At 40.2% G+C, this 21,358-nt stretch carries 22 protein-coding genes and 1 tRNA gene; 18 read left to right on the top strand and 5 right to left on the bottom strand.

Going from position 1 to position 21,358, the window contains the following annotated elements; translation table 11 throughout:
- Positions 1-310 precede the first annotated feature (310 nt).
- From gatB to EDM53_RS03145, 6 genes are all read left to right on the top strand, one after another.
- A complete protein-coding gene (gatB, locus tag EDM53_RS03170; protein WP_130122238.1) occupies positions 311-1,756 on the top strand; it encodes an Asp-tRNA(Asn)/Glu-tRNA(Gln) amidotransferase subunit GatB in 1,446 nt (481 codons plus the stop codon).
- Between the two features lie 123 nt (positions 1,757-1,879).
- A complete protein-coding gene (gene rpsM, locus EDM53_RS03165) occupies positions 1,880-2,257 on the top strand; it encodes a 30S ribosomal protein S13 (RefSeq protein ID WP_130122237.1) in 378 nt (125 codons plus the stop codon).
- Positions 2,258-2,268: 11 nt separating this feature from the next.
- Positions 2,269-2,649 carry a 30S ribosomal protein S11 gene (gene rpsK, locus EDM53_RS03160; RefSeq protein WP_130122236.1) on the top strand — a complete coding sequence of 127 codons (381 nt, stop codon included), beginning with the start codon at positions 2,269-2,271 and terminating at the stop codon, positions 2,647-2,649.
- A gap of 68 nt (positions 2,650-2,717) precedes the next feature.
- Entirely contained in the window at positions 2,718-3,743 is a 1,026-nt protein-coding gene (locus EDM53_RS03155) for a DNA-directed RNA polymerase subunit alpha (protein WP_242507860.1), read from the top strand.
- Between the two features lie 24 nt (positions 3,744-3,767).
- The gene (gene rplQ / locus EDM53_RS03150; RefSeq protein ID WP_130122235.1) at positions 3,768-4,199 is read left to right on the top strand and encodes a 50S ribosomal protein L17; all 432 of its coding nucleotides are present in this window, start codon (positions 3,768-3,770) and stop codon (positions 4,197-4,199) included.
- Positions 4,196-5,131, top strand: a complete 936-nt coding sequence (locus tag EDM53_RS03145) for a mitochondrial fission ELM1 family protein (RefSeq protein WP_165379598.1) — start codon at positions 4,196-4,198, stop codon at positions 5,129-5,131. The genes rplQ and EDM53_RS03145 overlap by 4 nt, the downstream gene beginning before the upstream one ends.
- Before the next feature lie 96 nt (positions 5,132-5,227).
- On the opposite strand, the gene dapF is transcribed toward EDM53_RS03145, so the two are convergent.
- On the bottom strand, positions 5,228-6,040 hold the full coding sequence (dapF, locus tag EDM53_RS03140) for a diaminopimelate epimerase (RefSeq protein WP_130122233.1): 813 nt from the start codon (positions 6,038-6,040) through the stop codon (positions 5,228-5,230).
- Between the two features lie 219 nt (positions 6,041-6,259).
- On the opposite strand from dapF, the gene miaB reads away from it, so the two are divergent.
- The 5 genes from miaB to EDM53_RS03115 all read left to right on the top strand — a co-directional run bounded on the left by miaB (position 6,260) and on the right by EDM53_RS03115 (position 9,360).
- A complete protein-coding gene (gene miaB, locus EDM53_RS03135; protein WP_130122232.1) occupies positions 6,260-7,603 on the top strand; it encodes a tRNA (N6-isopentenyl adenosine(37)-C2)-methylthiotransferase MiaB in 1,344 nt (447 codons plus the stop codon).
- A 132-nt stretch (positions 7,604-7,735) separates the two neighbouring features.
- A complete protein-coding gene (locus EDM53_RS03130; RefSeq protein ID WP_130122231.1) occupies positions 7,736-7,990 on the top strand; it encodes a hypothetical protein in 255 nt (84 codons plus the stop codon).
- A gap of 35 nt (positions 7,991-8,025) precedes the next feature.
- Entirely contained in the window at positions 8,026-8,517 is a 492-nt protein-coding gene (gene tsaE, locus EDM53_RS03125) for a tRNA (adenosine(37)-N6)-threonylcarbamoyltransferase complex ATPase subunit type 1 TsaE (protein ID WP_130122230.1), read from the top strand.
- A 35-nt stretch (positions 8,518-8,552) separates the two neighbouring features.
- A tRNA-Ser gene (locus EDM53_RS03120) sits at positions 8,553-8,642 on the top strand.
- Positions 8,643-8,823: 181 nt separating this feature from the next.
- Positions 8,824-9,360, top strand: coding sequence for a hypothetical protein (locus tag EDM53_RS03115; RefSeq protein ID WP_130122229.1), 537 nt, complete (start codon positions 8,824-8,826; stop codon positions 9,358-9,360).
- A 14-nt stretch (positions 9,361-9,374) separates the two neighbouring features.
- On the opposite strand, the gene EDM53_RS03110 is transcribed toward EDM53_RS03115, so the two are convergent.
- Positions 9,375-10,121 carry an ABC transporter ATP-binding protein gene (locus EDM53_RS03110; protein WP_130122228.1) on the bottom strand — a complete coding sequence of 249 codons (747 nt, stop codon included), beginning with the start codon at positions 10,119-10,121 and terminating at the stop codon, positions 9,375-9,377.
- Positions 10,122-10,160: 39 nt separating this feature from the next.
- Positions 10,161-10,937, bottom strand: coding sequence for an MlaE family ABC transporter permease (locus tag EDM53_RS03105; RefSeq protein ID WP_130122227.1), 777 nt, complete (start codon positions 10,935-10,937; stop codon positions 10,161-10,163).
- A gap of 92 nt (positions 10,938-11,029) precedes the next feature.
- Between EDM53_RS03105 and plsY the strand changes: the two genes are divergently transcribed.
- The 3 genes from plsY to EDM53_RS03090 all read left to right on the top strand — a co-directional run bounded on the left by plsY (position 11,030) and on the right by EDM53_RS03090 (position 13,193).
- Positions 11,030-11,617, top strand: a complete 588-nt coding sequence (gene plsY, locus EDM53_RS03100) for a glycerol-3-phosphate 1-O-acyltransferase PlsY (RefSeq protein WP_130122226.1) — start codon at positions 11,030-11,032, stop codon at positions 11,615-11,617.
- A 395-nt stretch (positions 11,618-12,012) separates the two neighbouring features.
- Positions 12,013-12,819, top strand: a complete 807-nt coding sequence (gene phhA / locus EDM53_RS03095) for a phenylalanine 4-monooxygenase (protein ID WP_130122225.1) — start codon at positions 12,013-12,015, stop codon at positions 12,817-12,819.
- A 14-nt stretch (positions 12,820-12,833) separates the two neighbouring features.
- Complete coding sequence (locus tag EDM53_RS03090) at positions 12,834-13,193, top strand: 4a-hydroxytetrahydrobiopterin dehydratase (protein ID WP_130122224.1); 360 nt, start codon at positions 12,834-12,836, stop codon at positions 13,191-13,193.
- A gap of 181 nt (positions 13,194-13,374) precedes the next feature.
- Here EDM53_RS03090 and EDM53_RS03085 read toward each other — a convergent pair whose 3' ends face one another.
- Positions 13,375-14,793, bottom strand: coding sequence for a cryptochrome/photolyase family protein (locus EDM53_RS03085; RefSeq protein ID WP_130122223.1), 1,419 nt, complete (start codon positions 14,791-14,793; stop codon positions 13,375-13,377).
- Between the two features lie 148 nt (positions 14,794-14,941).
- Positions 14,942-15,727: an SDR family NAD(P)-dependent oxidoreductase gene (locus EDM53_RS03080; protein WP_130122222.1), complete on the bottom strand. Its 786-nt coding sequence runs from the start codon at positions 15,725-15,727 to the stop codon at positions 14,942-14,944.
- Positions 15,728-15,835: 108 nt separating this feature from the next.
- On the opposite strand from EDM53_RS03080, the gene EDM53_RS03075 reads away from it, so the two are divergent.
- From EDM53_RS03075 to tyrS, 4 genes are read left to right on the top strand one after another with little or no spacing between them, the layout of a single operon-like run.
- Entirely contained in the window at positions 15,836-17,635 is a 1,800-nt protein-coding gene (locus EDM53_RS03075) for a monovalent cation:proton antiporter-2 (CPA2) family protein (RefSeq protein WP_130122221.1), read from the top strand.
- 24 nt (positions 17,636-17,659) lie between these two features.
- A complete protein-coding gene (gene nhaA, locus EDM53_RS03070; RefSeq protein WP_130122220.1) occupies positions 17,660-18,844 on the top strand; it encodes a Na+/H+ antiporter NhaA in 1,185 nt (394 codons plus the stop codon).
- 2 nt (positions 18,845-18,846) lie between these two features.
- Positions 18,847-20,088, top strand: a complete 1,242-nt coding sequence (locus EDM53_RS03065) for a lipoprotein-releasing ABC transporter permease subunit (protein WP_130122219.1) — start codon at positions 18,847-18,849, stop codon at positions 20,086-20,088.
- Positions 20,081-21,349 carry a tyrosine--tRNA ligase gene (gene tyrS / locus EDM53_RS03060; RefSeq protein WP_130122218.1) on the top strand — a complete coding sequence of 423 codons (1,269 nt, stop codon included), beginning with the start codon at positions 20,081-20,083 and terminating at the stop codon, positions 21,347-21,349. Before EDM53_RS03065 ends, tyrS begins: the two co-directional genes overlap by 8 nt.
- The last annotated feature ends 9 nt before the right edge of the window (positions 21,350-21,358 follow it).

The raw sequence follows: 21,358 nt of genomic DNA, 5'->3' as shown, positions 1-21,358 counted from the left end.
TCGACATGTCGAACTTAAACTGTTTCAAAAATATTTCAACACAATCACTTAATACTCTGTGAGAAACAAAACCTAACCATTTGGGGTTACTCATGTGTGTGTTTACAACATGTTAGTAAAGTTTTAAGTAAACATAGAACAAGATCTGTTATAAACATATGAACAGTCCAATATTATATATTAGTATAATATATATATAAATCTATATAACAATATGAGGGCGTGTTGATAAAAGATGCTTTTGATCTTGATGAAATTTTTGTAAAGTGTTAGAACTTTTGAACGAAATAAAACTTATATAGTAGATAGAATGGCGATAAACGACTGGGAATTGGTCATAGGTCTGGAGATACATGCCCAAATCGCTTCTGAATCTAAATTATTTTCAAGCAGCTCCGCAAGGTTTAGTCACGAAGCCAATGTGAATGTGTCCTTTATAGATGTAGCAATGCCAGGTATGCTACCTGTTCTAAATAGAGACTGTGTAAAGCATGCGGTTAGAACAGGAATAGCACTAAATGCAGAGATTAATAGGTATTCAGTGTTTGCTAGAAAAAATTATTTTTATCCTGACCTACCACAGGGATACCAAATATCTCAATATGAATATCCTATAATTGGAAAAGGGAAGTTGGAGATCGAGATTGCCGATGGTATAAAAAAGGAGGTCGGCGTTACAAGGATTCATATGGAACAAGATGCCGGCAAAAGTTTTCATGATCAAAGTCCTACAGAGACTTACGTAGATTTAAACAGAGCAGGGGTTGGATTGATGGAGATAGTGACTGACCCCGATATGAGAAGCAGTAAAGAAGCCGGGGAGTTTATGAAAAAGTTAAGGTCGATTCTCAGGTACGTAGGCGCTTGTGACGGAGATATGGAAAATGGTTCCCTTAGATGTGATGCTAATGTCTCTGTAAGGAAAAAAGGAAGCGAGGCTTTTGGCAATAGAGTGGAAGTGAAGAATTTAAACTCGATAAAAAATGTGATGCGCGCCATAGAGTTTGAAAAACAAAGACAGGTTGAGTTGTTAGAATCCGGAGAAATTGTAAAGCAAGAGACTAGGCTTTTTGACGCTGATACTGGCGCTACAAGGGCTATGCGTGACAAAGAAAATGTTCAAGATTACAGGTATTTTTCTGATCCAGATCTGTTGCCACTCATTCTGGATGAGAACTATGTTGAACATATAAGAGCATCATTACCAGAATTGCCAGATCAAAAAAGAAAAAGGTATGTGGAGGATATAGGGCTTTCAACATATGATGCCGACGTCCTGTCTATTGATAAAGAGGTCGCACAGTATTTTGAAGATACGATATCCTTTGGTGCTGATCCAAAAGCTGCTGCAAACTGGATTACTGGTGAATTGTTTGGCAGGCTAAATAAGCACGATCTTAATATTCTCCAGTGCTCCATAAAACCAGAGGAAATAGCCGAATTGCTTTCACTCATAAAGTCCGAAGTCATTTCCGGTAAAATTGCAAAGCATGTTTTTGATGTTATGTTTGCCACCGGAAAAAAGCCTGGCGCTATAGTTGAAGATGAAGGATTGACACAAGTCACAGACTCAAGTGATATAGAAGCGTTTATCGACCAGGTGCTAAAAGAGAACAAAGACAAAGTTGCAGAATACAAAGCAGGAAAAGAAAAGTTGCTGGCGTTTTTTATTGGTCAAGTCATGAAGGTTTCAAAGGGTAGACTTAATCCCAACTCTTTACAAACTTTATTGATCGAGAAATTAAAGAAGTTTTGATGTTATTTAAAGAGTGATTGACTTTATGAGGAAGTTGGTTATATTCTCGTGTAATATTCACCTATGTGTATTTAGGTGTCTCTGGTTTTTTACATATTATTAAAGTTGTAGCAAAGGTGTAATGTGGCACGTATCGCTGGAATAAATATACCGTTAAACAAACAGGTCTGGATTGGCCTGACCTATATTCATGGAGTTGGCCAAAAAAGAGCAGTAGAGATCTGCAAAGAGGCTGGAGTTTTGGCTTCAAAAGATGTAAGAGAGCTGCGCGAAGACGAGATCAGCAAGTTAAGAGAGGTAATAGACTCAAAGTATATTGTTGAGGGTGAGCTCAGACGCGAGGTCTCTTTAAATATTAAGAACCTGATGGATATAAAATGTTATAAGGGTATTAGACACATGAGGAGGCTCCCAGTGCATGGGCAGCGTACGCACAGTAACGCACGTACCAGAAAAGGTAAGGCGGTTGCGATTGCAAATAAGAAGAAAGCAACGAAATAATTGGTAACAAGATGGTACAGGCCAAGAAATCTGCAAAAAAAAGAAACGTGGTAGTAGGTGTAGCTCATGTCCTGGCTACATTTAATAACACTATCGTTACTATTACTGATATCCAAGGCGATGTAGTGGTGTGGTCATCTGCTGGTACTAATGGGTTCAAAGGGTCAAGGAAATCTACTCCCTATGCTGCTCAAGTAACAGCTGGTAAAGCTGCCTCTAGGGCTATGGAGTACGGTTTGAAAACCGTGTCGGTTAGGGTTAAAGGTCCAGGCACCGGTAGAGAATCCGCAATCAGGGCTTTGGTTAGCTCTGGTCTGACAGTTACTACGATCAAGGATGTGACTCCGGTTCCTCATAATGGGTGTCAGCCACCTAAGAGAAGGAGAATCTGATTTTATGTTTTGTTGTGCTGTCCTCTGTGTCGTAAGTAGTTTGTATTAATTTTTTGGTAAGGGAGTAAATGGCAGAAGCTGTGAGAAATATCGTTTCTAGTAACTGGACATCTTTGGTCAAGCCTTCGCAATATTTTCTTGAAAATAATGAAGGCAATGTTTGTACCTTCAGAGTGGAACCTCTTGAGAGAGGCTTTGGTATCACTCTCGGTAATGCTTTGAGACGTATTTTGTTATCGTCGCTTCAGGGTGCTGCTGTAGTCGCCGTAAAAATTGACGGTGTGGAGCACGAGTTTTCGACTATCCCAGGCGTAAGGGAAGATGTTACCGACGTCATTTTGAACATCAAATCTATTGTTATAAAGTACGCTGGACACGAGAGAAAAAAGATTAGATTGTCTGTGACTGGTGAAGGGCCTGTCCTCGCAGGACAGATTCAGACCGCAGATGATATCGAGATTGTTAACAAAGATCTAGTCATCTGTCACTTGGCCAAAGATGCAAAAATAGATATAGAGTTTTTTGTAAGTAGTGGTAAAGGCTATATAGCCTCTTCAGAACATCAACTGGCCGACTCCCACATCGGCCTTATTACCGTTGACTCCCTTTTCTCTCCTGTTAAGAGAGTAACATTCAAAGTGGAGCACAGCAGAATTGGCTCAGAAACAGAGTACGATAAGTTGTACCTAACTGTTGAGACTAACGGCGTGTTGACCCCAGAAATAGCCTTGTCTCTTGCCGCAAAGATACTCCAGGATCAGCTCCAGATGTTCATAAACTTTGAAGATACAGAGGAGTGTATAGAGGATGAAAAGGACGAGTTGCCGTTTGATCCTGTATTGTTAAGAAAAGTAGAGGATTTGGAATTGTCTGTGCGTTCTCACAATTGTCTCAGAAACGATAATATTAGGTATATAGGTGACTTAGTCATTAAAACTGAGTCTGAAATGTTGAGAACACCTAACTTTGGCCGTAAGTCTTTAAATGAAATTAAAGAAGTACTCCTTAGTATGGGCCTGAGGTTCGGTATGGTGGTATCAGGATGGCCTCCTGAGAACATTGAAGATCTTATCAAACAGTACGAAGAGAAGTAGAAATAACAATAAGGTATAGCAGCTATGCATCACAAGATTAAAGGTAGGAAGTTTGGTAGGCACACAGGACATAGACGTGCGCTTTTTAAGAATCTAAGTAAGTCCTTGATACTGCACGAGCAGATCACAACTACTTTACCCAAAGCTAAAGACTTGAGGAGTGTTGTGGAGAAGTTGATCACACTCGGTAAGAGAGGAGATTTACATGCTAGGAGACAAGCTATGCAATACCTCGGCGATTCACCAGAGGTAAAGAAGCTGTTTGACGTCGTAGGTCCGAGGTACGTAAATAGAAACGGCGGGTATACCAGAGTTCTAAAGGCGGGCTTTAGGTTCGGTGATTGCGCTCCTATGGCTGTTATTGAGCTTGTAGACCGTGACCTTTTGGCTAAGGGTGCAATAGTTGGTGCTAAAAGTGGTGCGAGTGAAGTCAAGCAAGGAGCCTTATCCGCTTGAGTGTATGGGTTCTGACAGATGACAGAGTTGGAAGCTCTAATCAAGCTAAAGCTCTTGCCTCTCTCCTCGGCTTAACATTTGAAGAAAAGTTCCTAAAATACAGAAAACTCATATCATTTGTTTATCTTCACAGAAACAAGCTTAGCGTTTTGGAAGCTGAAAGCCTTGATGCTGTTCGTGATCACTGTGATGTTGAGCTAGTAATTAGCAGTGGACGAAGGGCTTCTGTGGTTGCTTTGGGTCTAAAGGAACTAAACAAAGATCTGAAGGTTATACAGATTTTAAAGCCTGCATTTTACTACAGTAACTTTGATATAGTTTTGTTACCTAGCCATGACAAGAGGTGGTGGAGGAGATATCCTAATAATGTTGTATTTTACGATGGTGCTATCTCATACCTTTCTCCTGATAAGCTAAACAGTGAGTGGAACAGATGGTTTCATTCTCACAGTCATGAGGCTGAAATAAGTGCGGCTAATCCTACCAAATTCATTGCAGTCCTAATTGGTGGCAATAGCAAAGGCTGTAGGTTTAGCGATCGCAATATTGATGAGATTCTTAGCTGTCTGTTAGAAATACAAAATAACCTTGATGCTTATTTTTTGATTACGTGTAGCAGGAGAACTACTAACAACCACGTTACCAGGCTGATGGATGGTTTATCGTGCAACGGTCTCAAGCATCACCTCTACGTACCAGATGATTCTAATGCATCAGATAACCCATATATGGCCTTTTTAGGTGGAGCAAGTGCAGTGATCGTTACTGGTGATTCAATATCGATGTGTAGCGAAGCCTGTGCAACCGGAAAGCCAGTATACGTATATGCTAGAGATGGTATGGTAAGTAGTAAGCATTGGAGATACATCAAAGAATTAGTGAAATCAGGACAAGCTACTCTTTTAAATGATGGAACTGCGGTTCACGTATGATACAAGATTTATGAAAGCAATGGCGATCATAGAAATGCAGTCAATGTAATGCAGTGAATGAGGGGAAGATGGGCGAATGGCAAGGGGTAAAATTTACTAAAGGTTAAAGTAACCAGTAAAAACCTCCGTTGCAGGGCCTGTCATATGTATATCACCATTATCCTCTATTCTTATGCACAACTCCCCCCCCGGTAGCCTAACAGTACAGCTATTACTAAGTAACCCCTTACGATGTCCTACGGCTACCGTTGCGCACGCCCCTGACCCGCATGCCAATGTCATGCCCGCACCTCTCTCCCATACCTTAAGGTTGATAAGCTGTGGATGAACTATTTGCGCAAAATTAACGTTTGCCATTTCCGGGAACATATGGTGGTGCTCAAAGTAATGGCCGACCTGTGAAATACTAAGTGCAGTAAAGTCATGTAAGAAAAAAACAAGATGAGGGTTCCCTATTTGAACAGCATGTCCTATTTTCAAGTCATCATTCTCAAAGCACTCATGATCTTGAAATGATATGCTCATAGGATCGATGTCATTTAATAGAGGAATTGTCTTCCAGTCAAAATTTGCTCTGCCCATGTTAATTTCATAGTTATTGCCATTAACATAAAAGCTTAAAATTCTGTCTCCTACCTCTATAGTCCCATGTTCTAGTTTAAGAAGTTTGGTAACACAACGAGTCGCATTGCCACAAGCCCCTGAACTAGAACCATCTTGATTAAATATCGTCATCTTGCAGTCTGCAATTTTGGAGTTCTCTATGATGATCAACTGATCGCAACCAACACCATATCTTCTATCAGCAATCTTCCAAATATTTGATGCATCGTAATGCAAGTCAATGTTACGTCCGTCTATAATAACAAAGTCATTCCCAAGACCATGCATTTTGACAAATTTTACCATCAATAATCACCGCTGATACTGTTAAATAACCACACTACTGCAATTGTCTTTATCTATGTGGCATTAGTTTTGTACATCTTGTGTCTGGAAAATGTCAACTTTTACTTATTTATACAAGTTTTATATGTTTTACAAAAATTGTCGACAAATCAATGAAGTATTATTATACCTATTGTGTGCATTGTTTGTTTAGCATAAAAAACCTTATCGACCTTTAACATGAAGAAGCTTTACATAAAAACTTACGGATGTCAGATGAACGTCTATGATTCTGCCAAGATGGAGGCCTTGTTAAAACCACATGGCTTTGTAGCATCAAAAACATTAGTGGATGCAGACCTGGTCTTGCTAAACACATGCCATATCAGAGAAAAAGCAGCAGAAAAGGTATATTCGCAGCTTGGTAAGTTAAAAAAGATAAAAGAAGCAAAAGCAGCCAAGGGTCAAGATATGATGATTGTAGTCGCAGGCTGCGTAGCCCAGGCTGAAGGTGAAGAAATAGCGAGAAGAGCTGGTTATGTAGATATCGTAGTAGGACCACAGTCCTACCATAACCTACCTGAACTCATTGAAACTGCTAAGAGAGAAAAAAGATGGGTTGTAAATCTAGATTTCCCCGTAGAGTCAAAATTTGACTTTCTACCAGAGGAAACGCAACAGGCTGGTCCATCTGTTTTTCTTACCGTGCAGGAGGGGTGTAATAAATTTTGTCATTTTTGTTGCGTGCCATTTACCAGAGGTGCCGAATATTCCAGAACAGTAGGTGAAATATATAGAGAAGCAGTAAAGGCCGTCGCGCATGGAGCAAAAGAGATTACACTGCTAGGACAAAATGTCAGCGCATATCGTGGAGAAGGGAGTGATGGTCAACTCTGGAGTTTGGGTAAGTTGATTCATCATATAGCCAGAATCAAGGGGCTGAATCAAATAAGGTATACGACGTCACATCCCGTTGATATGCTAGATGATGAGCTTTTGAGAGCACACAGTGAAGAAGAAAAACTAATGCCATTCCTGCATTTGCCAGTCCAGTCTGGTTCTGACAGAATATTGAAGCTAATGAACAGGAAACACACCAAAGAGTACTATATAGAAGTGATAGAGCGCTACAGAAGTATTTGTCCTGATATTGCCTTTTCATCCGATTTTATCGTCGGATATCCTGGTGAGTCAGACAAGGATTTTGAAGAAACCCTTGATCTAGTTAAAAAAGTGAAGTTTGCACAATCGTACTCATTTAAATACAGCCCAAGACTGGGAACTCCTGCCGCAGTGTTGCAAAATCAGGTGCCAGAAGAGATCAAAGAAGAAAGGTTAGCGGCCCTACAGGCACTTTTAAAGGGTCAACAGGTGGAATTCAATGAGAAAGCAATCGGTACAAAGCAGACGGTACTGGTGTACGAAACGGGTAAGCACCCCAATCAGTACAGAGCAAAATCAAGACATATGCAAAATGTGGTGGTAGAAGGGTATGATGGGTCTGCCCAAGACGTGTTAAACACTTTCTTGGAAGTTGAGATACTGAAGTCTAATTCCCATACTTTATTTGCAAAACCTCTCTAATTTGAAGTGGAATATAGTTCTAACAAAAAATTAAACCTAGTGTTTGCAAATATTAGCAAAATTTCATTGCTGTCGGTTTTGATGGCGACTATGATCAAAATATAATAATAGCAAGTATAGATTCGTATTTATATGTCAAATTCTGTAGAAAACGGTGGTAGAACAGCTCCAAGTCTTGATCATGGCTTTCTTCACGGGGATGGTGTACATGACTGTGTCAAGGAAATTATGCCACTGCATCGATGCGCTTTTCCAAGTATTGGAATGGCAGGTACAATCGCGGCATTGGAAATACCAGGCGTGTTGGTTGGACAGCTTGCTCCACCACCTACTCCTCTTGGCATCGTACCAACCATCCCAATTGGTATTACACATGGAGGTCACTAAGTCCTTGTCCATTGTGAGCATACGAGATGATATAGATGCCTGAAATTAAGGAATTAGGCGGTCACACCGTCGATCTCAGTATCGCAAATATCAAGGAACTAACGAACTTTGCGCAACTTCTCGCAAAGCAACTAGAACCTCCATTTATAGTTTGCCTAAGAGGAGATCTTGGTGTTGGAAAGACAACCATCGCAAAGCATATTATCAATCATTTGTCATATCCTCTTGTTCAAGAGGTTACTAGCCCTACTTTTAATATTGTTCACATTTATGACACCAATAAAGGACCAGTATGGCATCTTGACCTGTACCGTATTCAATCAGTGGTAGAACTGAAAGAAATTGGTATAGAAGATGCCATGAGCAATATCATGATCGTAGAATGGCCAGAGATCATTGTAGATTTATTGGGGGGTAAAGATGTACTGGATATTAAAATGGCTTTTGGAGATGTCGAAGGCTCAAGAAATGTAAATGGTACATTCTATGGAGCTAATGGTAAATGTAAACTCGACAAATTTAAATAGTCCTGTTAAATTAACCACTGTGGCATCTAAAATATGGAAGGGTGGCCGAGCGGTCTAAGGCGTGCGCCTGGAAAGTGCATATACTTGCGAGAGTATCAAGGGTTCGAATCCCTTTCCTTCCTCCACGATCCCATAATTCCTTTCTTTCCTTCATCATCCTCAAATCCATTTGCATTTGACAACAACTTAACAGATAACTTTTGCATAGATTCTTTTCATTCCAACTAATTTGCGGACAGGCTCTTAATTTACTGTTAACCTTTTTGATTTATGATAAATCAAATCGAGTGATTAATGTGTCTTTTAATGCCTTTGTTGATCTTGTTGATGTGTGTACTGTTTATACCAGTCGTCTATGCTGACGAGATTCCATACAAGCAGTACAAATACGTCCCGACCTACCAGGAGCTCCAGTATATAGAAACGTTTCAAGATTGGCAGGTATATAGAGATTTGAAGGATCCATATAGCTGCTACGCCATATCCGTGCCTTATAGAACAAAAGGAGTATTCAGACAACGCAATACACCATTCTTTGGTGTCGTATATCGTGGAACTGACCAATACTCATTATTTGTATACCAAGGTTTTGAAGTCGACAGCCATAAAAATTCAATGATACAAATAAGCGACAGAAATCATATGCTCACAACACAAGCGAAAGGGTTTGCATCCACCTCCTCTTCCGTACAAGATGTGGAGCTTATCAACGATATAATTGAAAATCAGGATTATTTGAATATTAGAAGCGTTGACACTTCAAGTAACGTATCCGTAGATTTTTACTCTTTAAAGGGTTTTACAAGCGCAGTCAACTTTTTAAACACTAGCTGCTTTCAGTAATTCTAAGCCGTATTTCAAGTGCCATGGCTGTTTCCAATAAATCTCGACACTATAGGATCTTGTGAGTTTTCAAGTTCTGTGATATTGCCAGACCATATAATCCCTCCATCGTGTATCATCGCTATCGTGTCGGCTATTCCTTTCACGCATTTCAGATCGTGTGTAATAGTCACAGTCGCTGCTCCCAATTCTCTGGATAGCTTCCCAATTAGTGCAGTGATAGTCTGACTCATGATCGGATCAAGACCAGTAGTCGGTTCATCAAAAAATATCAAGCTAGGGTTCAGTGCTATTGCCCTTGCAAGGGCGACACGTTTTTGCATTCCTCCAGAAAGTTCGGCAGGATATAAGTGCATCTTGCTTGCATCCAATTCCACCAAGGATAGCTTATGCATCGCCATTTCTTTCGCTTCACTAGGCTTCATACCTGCCTGTAATGACATAAATGCAACGTTCTCCCAGACCTGTAGGCTGTCAAAAAGTGCACCTCCCTGAAATAGTACCGCAAATGTCCCTAGCATGTTCGTTCTTTTTATGATTGGTGTGAACGTAACATCCTCGCCACCTATCATTACCACACTACCGGGGTCAGGTAGCAGTATTCCGATTATTGACTTAATCAAAACAGACTTTCCACAACCGCTTGGTCCGATAATTACAAAGGATTCGCCTTCTTTCACTTCGAGATTAATGTTTGACAGTACTTGAATCCCGTTAAACGACTTTGAGAGATTTTGTACTGCAACTTTGACTTTTACCATTTATCGCCTACTTCATAATTTGACTGTATTTCAAGATTCTTACCTTTGTACAAATAAGATGCCCGTGATGATGTAGTTACTTAATAGTATTAAAATCGATGCGGTAACAACTGCTTGTGTTGTAGCTGTACCCACACCCTTAGCTCCTTTTTGAGAGTAGTAACCACAGTAACAACCTATTATAGTAACTATGAAACCAAACGCTCCAGCTTTGATTAGTCCAGACAGCACATCGTCCATTTCAAGAAACTGTAGTGTATTGCGTAAGTATACCTCAGAGGAGAACCCAAGTTTGTATACCCCTACCAGATACCCACCAAGAACTCCTATGATATCCGCAACCAACACTAGGCATGGCAACGCTATAGTCCCCGCCAACACTCTCGGCACTACGAGATACTTAAAAGGATTTGTATTGAGTGTGTAAAGTGCGTCTATTTGCTCAGTTACTCGCATTGTAGCTATTTCTGCTGCGATCGCAGCACCAACACGGCCGGCTAACATTAAGCCACCCAAAACCGGTCCAAGTTCACGCGTGATAGAAAGAACAACAACAGAGGCAATGGCACTTTCAGCATTGAATCTAGAAAACCCAGTGTAGCTTTGCAACGCGAGTACAGCACCAGTAAAGGCAGCGGTCAGACCTATCACTGGCAATGAGTAGTAACCAATGCTGACCATCTGTTGCATGAAGTGTCGTAGCTGTAACTTACCAGAGCACATAGCTAAAAGCGTGTTAAGAATGAAGATGATGCATCTCCCTAAAGTACTAGTGAAGTCCAAAGAAAGCCTGCCTGTAGATCTGATAAAGTTCATAGCTGTATTTAATTTGTACACTTTCAATACTATGGTATAGTAATGGAAAGGGCAATCTATATCAACAGTTACTATACTGCTACTTGTTTAAAATGATCTACACATATTTGATAGCTATACTAATAAGTTATATCTGTGGCAGTGTTCCATTTGGTCTGCTTTTGTCGAGAATACAAGGCTTAGAAGACATTAGAAGCGTTGGATCCCGCAATATTGGAGCGACTAATGCTTGGCGAGTAGGTGGTAAAAGACTGGGTATATTGACATTTGCTTTGGACGTTTTAAAGGGAGTGGTAGCCATTGTGCTCGTGCGGGTACTACATGGACATCCTATGGTACTTGCAGTTGCTGGAGTGGCAGCTGTGTACGGCCACGTGTTTCCGATATGGTTAGATTGGAAAGGTGGAAAGGGTGTGGCAACTTCTTTTGGAGTGTTGATATCGGTAGTGCCATATCTTGGTTTCCTTTTTAGCATTGTGTGGCTGCTTACATTTTTGGTGACTAGAATCGCATCTATTGCTTCGCTTTTGGCGATAACTGTGATCGTAATAGCCTCGTTATTTTTACTGAGCACACCTTATGTGCTTATGGTGTTTGCTCTGTTCGTCGTTATTACTCTAAAACATACAGAAAATATCAGGCGTATTCTATCAGGTGAGGAGAAAACCTTTATATTCTGATCCTTAGGTGTTTAGGATTATTTTGTATAGTTGCTTGACTCGTAGCAAGAAAAACACTATGATACAATGACATGTACAACTGGTTTTATGAACAATTAAAGTGATAAGCTATTACTCTCTATAAAAATCTGCAAAATTCACGAATACGTAGTATAAGTTTAATACGCTCGAGCAATGTTTACATCAAGCCAGAAGATCGTCAGTATCACAAAAGTTTTGAGCTTTCCTTCCTCTGCTTTCACTAAGGTTCTCTATTACACTCTTTCTCCTTTAGCTTCTCTCCACGAAGCCTTGTCCTCTTATTGCTGTTCTCCAATTTCTTATTGGCGATATTGAGACTACGTCTTAATATTTGTCCCTTAAACTATCTAGAAAATACATATTGGAGAAAAATCATGGCATCGACTACATTTATTAATCACCACATGGTGACCCATGAACGGTGGGAAAATTTTACACAGACCGATCACAATACGTGGAAAATATTATTTGAAAGGCAATCCTCATTATTGCAACAAAGAGCAGCTAAAGAAGTGATCCAAGGCTTAGAGAAATTGGAGATTTGCAATGATCAGATTCCTAAATTCCGTGACATCAATCGCATGTTAAAGCAAGAAACTGGTTTTGTTGTCGTACCGGTTAAGGGATTGATTCCTGAAGATTTATTTTTTCAATTCTTATCAGAACGGAAATTTCCATCTACTTGCTTTATTCGCAATAGCAATCAACTTGATTACTTGGAAGAGCCAGATATATTCCATGACGTTTTTGGCCATATACCATTACTAGTTCATCCTGTATTTGCAGACTTTATGCAACTTTTTGGGCGTAAGGGGTTAGAAGCGATTGAGTTGGGGATGCTGAAGTTTGCTGCTACTCTATATTGGTTCACTGTTGAGTTTGGCCTCATACAATCTACAGATGGCTTAAGAATATACGGAGGTGGGATTGGTTCCTCCAAAGGGGAATCAATTTACTGCCTGGATTCTGAACTGCCGACTCGTGTTAAGTTTAATACATTGAGGGTTATGAAGACACAATATCATATTGATTCTTTCCAAAGAACATACTTTGTGATAGAAAGTTTCCAACAGCTCTTTGACGCATTACACAATCTTAATTGGCAAGAGGTTGGTAGGACTTGTATGTCATTTCCAGAAATTGCACAAGGTATTGCACTCAATGATCAAGAAAAGATATAATAGGAGGATCAATTATGACTAGAATATGCGAATTAAGTGAAAAGAAGTGTATACCATGTCATGGAGGCATCTCTCCATTTGGAGAAAATGAAATTGCTAGACTTTTAAAGGAATTACAAAGTCAATGGTTAGTAAATGAATTAGGACATCTTTATAAAATTTATCAATTCTCTAATTTTGTCGATTCAATGGACTTTGCTAATAAAATTGCGGAAGTTGCAGAGCAGGAACAGCACCATCCTGATTTAACCATATCTTACGGGCAATGTGTCGTGGAAATATGGACGCATAAGATTAATGGCTTGAGTGAAAGTGATTTTATACTAGCAGCAAAAATAGATGGAATAATAGGCGCTAACCCTTTAAGCGCATGAATAAATGGGCGGTATGGGGGAGGAGGGGCCGTTGTAGGTAGGGGTCGGTATGCTGTTCATTAGGGCTGATGAACGTCTGGGACACCCTAGCAATGTGTTTGTAAAATTAGTATCATTGGATCGATTGTGAAGGTCTGTCTCCATCATCGTAGTTCCATCACACTATTAGATCTCCCATTCATTACCTAACATGTGATAGGAGTTGATAACGCTCAAGGGCTTTTTTCCTAGAGGTTGCGCAGTCTACTATGGGTCTTGGATACGTGACGTCTAAAACAACTCCTGCTGACTTCAAGACATTTTCAGGAGCAGTCCATGGCTTAAATAGATATTTGTCTGGAATATTTTTTAACTCAGGTACAAATTTCCTAGTATAATTGCCGTTACTGTCAAATTTCTCACCTTGCGTTATTGGGTTGAAGATTCTAAAGTACGGTGCTGCGTCAACCCCTGAACCCGCAACCCATTGCCAACTTGCACTGTTATTTGCTAGATCAGCATCTATAAGACAATTCCAAAACCACCTCATTCCATGTTGCCAATGAATGTTCATGTTCTTTACAAGAAACGATGCAGCAATCATTCTAACTCTATTGTGTATATAGCCTGTTTGCCACAACTCCCTCATGCCAGCGTCAATGATGGGATATCCAGTGTTCCCTCTCTTCCAACACTCTAAGAGGTCATGATTATTCTCCCATGAAAATGTGTCAAACTTCTTGTTAAAGTTTGTCTTATGAAGTTCTCTAAAATGATATAACAAGTAGCATGAAAATTCCCGCCAAGTGATTTCACTAACAAAATGCTCAACATCATCACTGTTAGTGTCCGTTTTTGAAATATTTTCAATGGCTTTCAAGATTTGTGCCGGAGATATCTCACCAAAGTGCAGATGTGGTGAAAGTCTCGACACGTAATCGTTTCCAGGGTAATTACGCCCTTCTTTATATCCATGTAGCTTGTTGCTCATAAAAGACTTCAGCTTACTTTGTGCTGACACTTCCCCAATATCCCAGATCTTTTGTATGTTTTTATACCAAGGGTGTTGCGGAAGTAATTGAAGATCAGCTAATGTTGTAGCATTGTCAGTATCTTTAACGCATTTGAAACCTTGTGGTGTCTCCACCGGAGTACGATGCCCTATAGATCGGGATTTATTTTTGTACGCAGTAAATATCTTATAATAATCTCCATCTTCTTTGAGAATCTGTGTCGGTAGCCACAAGTAATTGCTGTTAAACACCTCAAAGGTAGCATTGTGTTCTAAACAGACTCTTCTCACGGATTTCTCTTGATCAAGATGCCATGGTTCATAGCAGGCATTGCAGAATACATGTCGTACCTTGTACCGATCGATGAGTGATGCAATGATCTTTGCAGACTCACCAATGTAAAGATTTAAACTGTTCTCCAAAGACTTGTTTAATTTGCTGAGGGAGTCCTGCAGCCACACCTTAGTTGCATCACCCATTCTAAGATCGTCGGTGGCACAATCATCAAAGATGTATATAGGAATGATATCCCCGATCATTACACCTCCTAGAATGGCAGGGTTGTCCGATACTCTTAAGTCTTGTCTGAACCAAACTACTGAAGCCATTTTGTTTACATATGTTCTTTAAATCGTCATTTTATATAAACAAAATGATGTCCTGACAAATGATAAAATTAGACCGTTCTGTAAGTGCTCTAATTCTTATATCATATTCCAATTCAAGTATTCAGTGTAGTAGATGGCGTTGTCTGAACTACAATGGTTCTGGAGTGTTCAGATGGCGTCCCTGATCAAGCAATAAAAGCTGGCCAGTCATAGACTTCATCCTTAATGTAAAGTCTATAGCATCACATACACCATCGACACTTGGACCATGAGAGATCAAACACTTCGCATTCTGCTTCTCAAAATTGGCGTGAGATTGATTCGTATTTCTCAGGACATTGCTCAAGCCAATTGCGTTCACTCTTACCGTAGGAGCCATTTGGTAGGCCGCAAGCTTCGTAAATTCCCATAACGCATTTTTGGATAATCCGTAAGACATGAAGTTGCTTGGCATTCTTAAAACACAGTAATCCAGTATGTTGATAATGTTATATTCACGAGGTAAAACACCATCAACACTCCCTAAAAGATTACTGTCCTCCATTTTAAGATACTCGTAGTATTTTGAGCTTAAAAATAATGGAGCGGCAAGATTCACGCTCATATGCTCCATGAGATTGCTATACTCAAAATCCTCTATCTTGTCATTTCTGAAATACGCAGCATTGTTGACAAGCAGTGCACAGTGATGGCGTACTTGAAACAATTCTTGAGCAAGTCTCTCTACGTCTCCAATCTTGCAAAAGTCTGCCTGTAGTAAAGTACATGAACCCCCTTCTGCTTCTATATTATATGCTAATTTTAATGCTTCTTTCCTCGATTTGTTATAGTGGGCAATGATATTCCAACCATTACGCGCTAAAAATAAAGCTATGGCACCCCCTAAACGCTTGGAAGCACCGGTAATAAATGCTGTTCCTTTACTTTGACTCACAAATTCTCTAGACTTATAGTTTAAAACCTGGTACTCCTGTTTACCATATCAGTAGAACTAGCTTTTGCATACAAAACGTAAGTACAAACAAGGAGATATAAAAAGCATATGGAACATTCAGGGTATTTGGCTGATGTGCTAATATTGCTTAGCGCCTCCGTGTTTATCGTAGTAGTATCAAAAAAGCTAAGGTTAAGTCCGGTATTGGGATACCTGATAGTAGGGACCGCAATTGGAGAACATGGCTTAAACTTAATCGAAGCGTCGGAATCGTCACACTACCTGGCTGAATTCGGTGTCGTCTTTCTTCTGTTCGTTATAGGCTTAGAACTAAGTTTTGAACGTCTGATACAAATGCGTGCACACGTTTTTGGGTTCGGAGGCTTACAGCTACTCCTGACCACCTGCGCTATTGCAATGCTCATGAATCGCTTTTACAAGATGGATATCAGCGTCATGATACTTGTGTCCGCTGCATTTGCACTTTCTTCTACAGCAATAGTGTTGCAAGTGCTAGCAGAAAACAAACGTCAGTCAAGCCAGGTTGGAAGACTCTCCCTAGCCGTGTTGGTGATGCAGGACTTCGCCGTAGTCCCACTCCTAGCTATACTGCCTATTATCACACAGCCTAAAGACGACATCATAAACGCAATTCTAGCCGCAGGTATTAAAGCAGTCATCGCTATAATAATCATTACGCTTGCGGGTAGGCTGCTGCTTCGCCCCTTCTTCACCGTTATTGGTTCAGTCAAAAGTGAAGAAGTATTTGTATCGACCACTTTACTGCTCGTATTGGCAGCGGCTTCTCTAACGAACGAATTAGGTCTATCAACCGCTACAGGTGCATTCATTGCCGGTATACTGATAGCTGAGACAGAATATAGAAACAAGGTTGAGAACAACATACTGCCCTTCAAAAGCTTGCTCCTTGGTCTCTTCTTCATGACAGTTGGTATGACAATTAACGTTGATTTTATACTACAAAATCTCAGCAAGGTTTTTGTGCTATCGTCGATTTTGTTGTTGATCAAGGGGTTCATCATCTTCATACTATCCAAGATATTTAGATTCAGAACAGGAGCTGCAATTCATTCAGGCCTCTTGTTGTCCCAAGGAGGCGAATTTGCATTCGTACTGTTTGGTTTAGCGGCCCAACAAAGTATCATAGGCAAGGATTTAGCTCAGCTCTTATACATGGTGGTCGCCGTGACAATGGCAGTAACACCACTTCTTTCGATCGTAGGCGCCTATATAGAAGATAGGCTAGATCTCGAAGAAGAGTTGGAAGCTAATCAGGCCTTTAAAGGGGTGAGCGATCTAAGTGGGCACGTCATAGTAGCGGGCTTTGGAAGAGTAGGGCGCGTTGTTGCTTATATGTTGTCTCAAGAGCACGTCAACTATATAGCAGTTGACAGCAATTACGCACTTGTCAAAAAAACAAGAGATCAAGGCTTTCCAATTTACCACGGCGATCTCGCAATGATCGATATCTTACAAGCTGTGGGTACAAATAGGGCAGCAGCTATTATTTTGACAATGGGAGACAAGTTATCTATTAGAAAGGCGATCAAAACGATAAGAGCTAACTTTAAAAACTTAGATGTCATCGTAAGAGTCGAAGATTATAAGCACGGCAAACAGCTTCAAAAGCTCGGGGCTACTGCAGTCGTACCATCAACGATCGAGACAGGTCTCCAGTTAGGTGGCGCATTGTTAAAGTTGTTGAAAATCCCTGAGCACGAAACATTAGCCATGAAAGAAATGATCAGGCAAAACGATTATTTGGTTACCGAAGAGATGGAGCTCTTTAGAGGTATGACAAGCCGCAACAAGTCTGCAGAATCCTCTAAAGATGATACGGCTCATACTTCTAACACCGCAACAGAACGAGGTAGCATCATAACATAATCCGTTTACGAGTCTACGAGCGATATGATTGCAAGATTTACAAACTTCAGGCTATTGTTAAGCGATGCAGCAGACAGGGGGATTCTCTTGCTCTTTGCAACCTTTCTTGCTTTGTTGATGACAAACTCAGACCTCCACTCCAATTATCATCACATACTACATACAGAACTGGGTATAGTAGTAAATAAGTATATTATGACGATGTCATTTCATAGTTTTGTGAACGATGCACTGATGGTGTTGTTCTTCTTCACTATTGGTATGGAAATAAAACGAGAAATGGTTGAAGGTCATCTCTCATCGTATCAACAAAGAATACTCCCAGTAGTAGCAGCGTGCTTCGGTGTAATAGTGCCAAGTTTGATATACACCTATTGCAACTATCATAGCGATACCAACCTAAAAGGCTGGGCAATACCATCTGCAACCGATATTGCATTTGCCATTGGTATGCTTAGTCTTTTTGGTAAAAACATTCCTACCTCATTGAAGGTATTTCTGACAGCTCTCGCCATTATAGACGACTTAATAGCTGTTATAATTATCGCATTTTTTTACACCACTACCATCAACATAGAGTTTCTCTTTCATGCAACCATCATCATAGCGCTCCTTTTTACCTTAAATAGACTTAAAATAGTATACAAGACTATATACACAGTATTTGGACTGCTATTATGGTATTGTTTCTTGAAGTCTGGTGTACATGCCACAATTAGCGGTGTAATCTTGGGCTTCCTTGTACCATTGTACTATCCAGATGATGAATCCGCATCCCCACTGAAAGAGCTGGTAGCATCTATACAGCCGTTTGTGGTATACTTCATATTACCATTGTTTGCTTTCACAAATAGTGGATTGGTACTGAAAGGCTTAGGCATAAACGAGCTTGCTAACTCTATTACCGTGGGTATCATCTTGGGTCTGTTTATTGGAAAACAATCAGGAGTCATGTTAGCCGTGTATCTTCTTATTAAGTTGAAAATATCAAATATGCCAAGTGGTGCTACTTTCGGAACCTTCTACGTTGTTTCAATCTTTTGTGGTATAGGGTTCACAATGAGTCTCTTTGTGGGTACACTTGGGTTTAACCTAGAACCTCAAAATATTGCACAAGTACAGTTGGGGGTACTTCTAGGATCTCTCGCAGCTTCCATATACGGAGCGATAATTGGAAAAGTAGTAGCAACACTAACATCAACAAAATAAGTATGTTCAGAAAATATGAAATCATGATAGCGTTACGTTACCTGAAAAGTAAACGTCAGGAAGGTTTCATATCCGTTGTAAGTGCCTTTAGCTTTGTTGGTATAGCTCTGGGTGTTGCAACTCTCATAATAGTGATGTCTGTTATGAACGGTTATGAGGTTGAGTTGATACAAAGAATACTGGGAATTAATGGCCACATTACCGTCGTATCTTCAAGTGACAAGATCAGAGACTATCCAGATACCATAACAGCGATCAAAGGCATCAAGGGAGTGGCATTTGTTGCGCCAATGATATCCGAACAAGGTATGATGACGACCAACTACGGTTCATCCGGTATAGCTGTTAGAGCCATGGCCGCAGCTGATATACTGGATAAACCACTTCTTCAATCATCAATTAAAATTGGTAGCCTTGATGATTATGGAGATAATGGAGTCTTGGTGGGAATAACACTTGCTCACAAACTGAGGTTAAAGGTTGGAGATAGTGTTAAAATCATTGTACCACGGTTCGACTCAACTATGATTGGCTCTATCCCAAGAATAAAAACATTTAAAGTAGTTGGTATATTTGACGTAGGAATGTACGAGTACAATGCTACAACTGTTTTTATTCCGATACAACCAGCTCAACTACTCTTCAACTATGGTGAAGCAGTCAGCGACATAGAGGTGGTGCTTAAAAAAGATGTGGATATCTATCAAATTAAAACACAACTTGTACATCAGCTGCCTACCGACCTCCAGGTCATCGATTGGACTTTAAGTAATCAAAGTATCATTTCTGTCCTGAAAGTGGAGCGTAGTGTGATGTTTTTAATACTCACGTTAATTATTCTAGTAGCCGCGTTCAATATAATTTCAAGTTTGATCATGTTAGTCAAAGAAAAAGCCAAAAACATTGCGATTTTAAGAACAATAGGTCTAGAAAGACGATCAGTTATTAAAATATTCATACTATCCGGCTCTATCGTTGGCATTATTGGTACGACGTTTGGAGCTGCTTTAGGTATTGTGTTTAGTTTGTACATTGAAAAGGTTAGAGCGTTTCTGGAGTCCTTATTGGGTGTCACGCTCTTTGACCCATTGATATACTTTTTAACACAGTTACCATCAGTAATGGACGTTACCTCCATCATACAGGTTGTAGGTATGTCCATCACACTTTCCATATTGGCTACAATATACCCAGCGTGGAAGGCATCAAAATTGACCCCTGCAGAGGTATTGAGATATGAGTAACGTTACAGAGTCAGACTTTCTTCACCACATTCAAACTCGGGGTTATCTGTACCAATGTACTGATATTGAAAACCTTACGAAGCTAATGCAACAAGAGCCCATTTCCGGCTATATAGGATTTGATTGTACTGCTCCATCGCTTCACGTAGGTAGTCTAATTCAAATCATGTTGCTTAGAACACTACAACAATACGGCTATAAGCCTATTGTGCTCCTTGGTAGCGCCACGACAAGAATAGGCGACCCATCTGGAAAGGATGAGGCAAGAGCTATACTTTCTGAACAAGAAATAGCAAAAAATAAAGCATCAATTCTGGAAGTATTTAAAGCCTTTATCCAATTTGATTGTGGCGACACTGCAAAGGCAGTCATGGTAGATAACAGCGATTGGTTGGAAGAGCTACGGTACATAGACTACCTGAAGGAGTATGGCAAATTCTTCTCCATAAATAAGATGCTAAGCATGGATAGTGTGAAGTTAAGGCTTGAGCGTCAACAGCAGTTAAGCTTTCTGGAATTTAACTACATGGTGTTGCAAGCATATGACTTTGTGGAGCTGTATAGAAGATACGGTTGCAGATTACAGCTGGGGGGGTCTGATCAGTGGGGCAATATTGTGACGGGTGTTGACCTAGGGAGAAGAGTTGGAACACCACAATTGTACGGGATTACATCCCATCTGATTACGACCTCAAGTGGTGCAAAGATGGGGAAAACTGCAAATGGTGCGGTGTGGTTGAACCAAAACGCATTGTCAGTTTATGATTATTGGCAGTTTTGGCGAAACACAGATGATGCTGATGTAGTACGGTTCTTAAAAATGTTTACAGAATTGCCAATATCTGAAATAGATAAGCTTGCCCAATTAAAAGACAAGGAAATTAACGAAGCCAAGATCATCCTGGCAAATGAGGCAACAAGGCTGTGCCATGGACAAGAAGCAATGGAAGCTGCATTGAAAGCCGCACAAGGAGTATTTGTAGATCGTTTAGCAGTAGATGGAATTCCAACATACTTTATAACCCAAGAAGAAATAGGGGAAGGTATGCCGATATTTAAATTGCTACATAAAATAGGACTGACAGAGTCTGGAAGTATGAGCAAGAAATTGATCCAAGGTAAAGGTGTTAGAGTCAATGATCAGCTCATCACAGACGAGTGCTTATTGATATGTAACAATGATTTTAATGTAAGTGGTCTGAAAATTTCCGTTGGTAAAAAGAAGCACTGTTTGGTTCGCCATTCAGCTCGCAATTCATAAAAGTCCCAT

Origin of the sequence: Rickettsiales endosymbiont of Peranema trichophorum (genome assembly GCF_004210275.1) — a bacterium.
In the GTDB taxonomy this organism is placed as follows: Bacteria; Pseudomonadota; Alphaproteobacteria; order Rickettsiales; family Midichloriaceae; genus RICK02.
This window is presented reverse-complemented; position numbering and strand designations above follow the sequence as displayed.

Coding starts and splice junctions, on each gene's coding strand:
- gatB (WP_130122238.1), top strand. CDS start 311: ATGGCGATAAACGACTGGGAATTGGTCATAGGTCTGGAGATACATGCC.
- rpsK (WP_130122236.1), top strand. CDS start 2,269: ATGGTACAGGCCAAGAAATCTGCAAAAAAAAGAAACGTGGTAGTAGGT.
- EDM53_RS03155 (WP_242507860.1), top strand. CDS start 2,718: ATGGCAGAAGCTGTGAGAAATATCGTTTCTAGTAACTGGACATCTTTG.
- rplQ (WP_130122235.1), top strand. CDS start 3,768: ATGCATCACAAGATTAAAGGTAGGAAGTTTGGTAGGCACACAGGACAT.
- dapF (WP_130122233.1), bottom strand. CDS start 6,040: ATGGTAAAATTTGTCAAAATGCATGGTCTTGGGAATGACTTTGTTATT.
- miaB (WP_130122232.1), top strand. CDS start 6,260: ATGAAGAAGCTTTACATAAAAACTTACGGATGTCAGATGAACGTCTAT.
- EDM53_RS03130 (WP_130122231.1), top strand. CDS start 7,736: ATGTCAAATTCTGTAGAAAACGGTGGTAGAACAGCTCCAAGTCTTGAT.
- tsaE (WP_130122230.1), top strand. CDS start 8,026: ATGCCTGAAATTAAGGAATTAGGCGGTCACACCGTCGATCTCAGTATC.
- EDM53_RS03115 (WP_130122229.1), top strand. CDS start 8,824: ATGCCTTTGTTGATCTTGTTGATGTGTGTACTGTTTATACCAGTCGTC.
- EDM53_RS03110 (WP_130122228.1), bottom strand. CDS start 10,121: ATGGTAAAAGTCAAAGTTGCAGTACAAAATCTCTCAAAGTCGTTTAAC.
- EDM53_RS03105 (WP_130122227.1), bottom strand. CDS start 10,937: ATGAACTTTATCAGATCTACAGGCAGGCTTTCTTTGGACTTCACTAGT.
- plsY (WP_130122226.1), top strand. CDS start 11,030: ATGATCTACACATATTTGATAGCTATACTAATAAGTTATATCTGTGGC.
- phhA (WP_130122225.1), top strand. CDS start 12,013: ATGGCATCGACTACATTTATTAATCACCACATGGTGACCCATGAACGG.
- EDM53_RS03090 (WP_130122224.1), top strand. CDS start 12,834: ATGACTAGAATATGCGAATTAAGTGAAAAGAAGTGTATACCATGTCAT.
- EDM53_RS03085 (WP_130122223.1), bottom strand. CDS start 14,793: ATGGCTTCAGTAGTTTGGTTCAGACAAGACTTAAGAGTATCGGACAAC.
- EDM53_RS03075 (WP_130122221.1), top strand. CDS start 15,836: ATGGAACATTCAGGGTATTTGGCTGATGTGCTAATATTGCTTAGCGCC.
- nhaA (WP_130122220.1), top strand. CDS start 17,660: ATGATTGCAAGATTTACAAACTTCAGGCTATTGTTAAGCGATGCAGCA.
- EDM53_RS03065 (WP_130122219.1), top strand. CDS start 18,847: ATGTTCAGAAAATATGAAATCATGATAGCGTTACGTTACCTGAAAAGT.
- tyrS (WP_130122218.1), top strand. CDS start 20,081: ATGAGTAACGTTACAGAGTCAGACTTTCTTCACCACATTCAAACTCGG.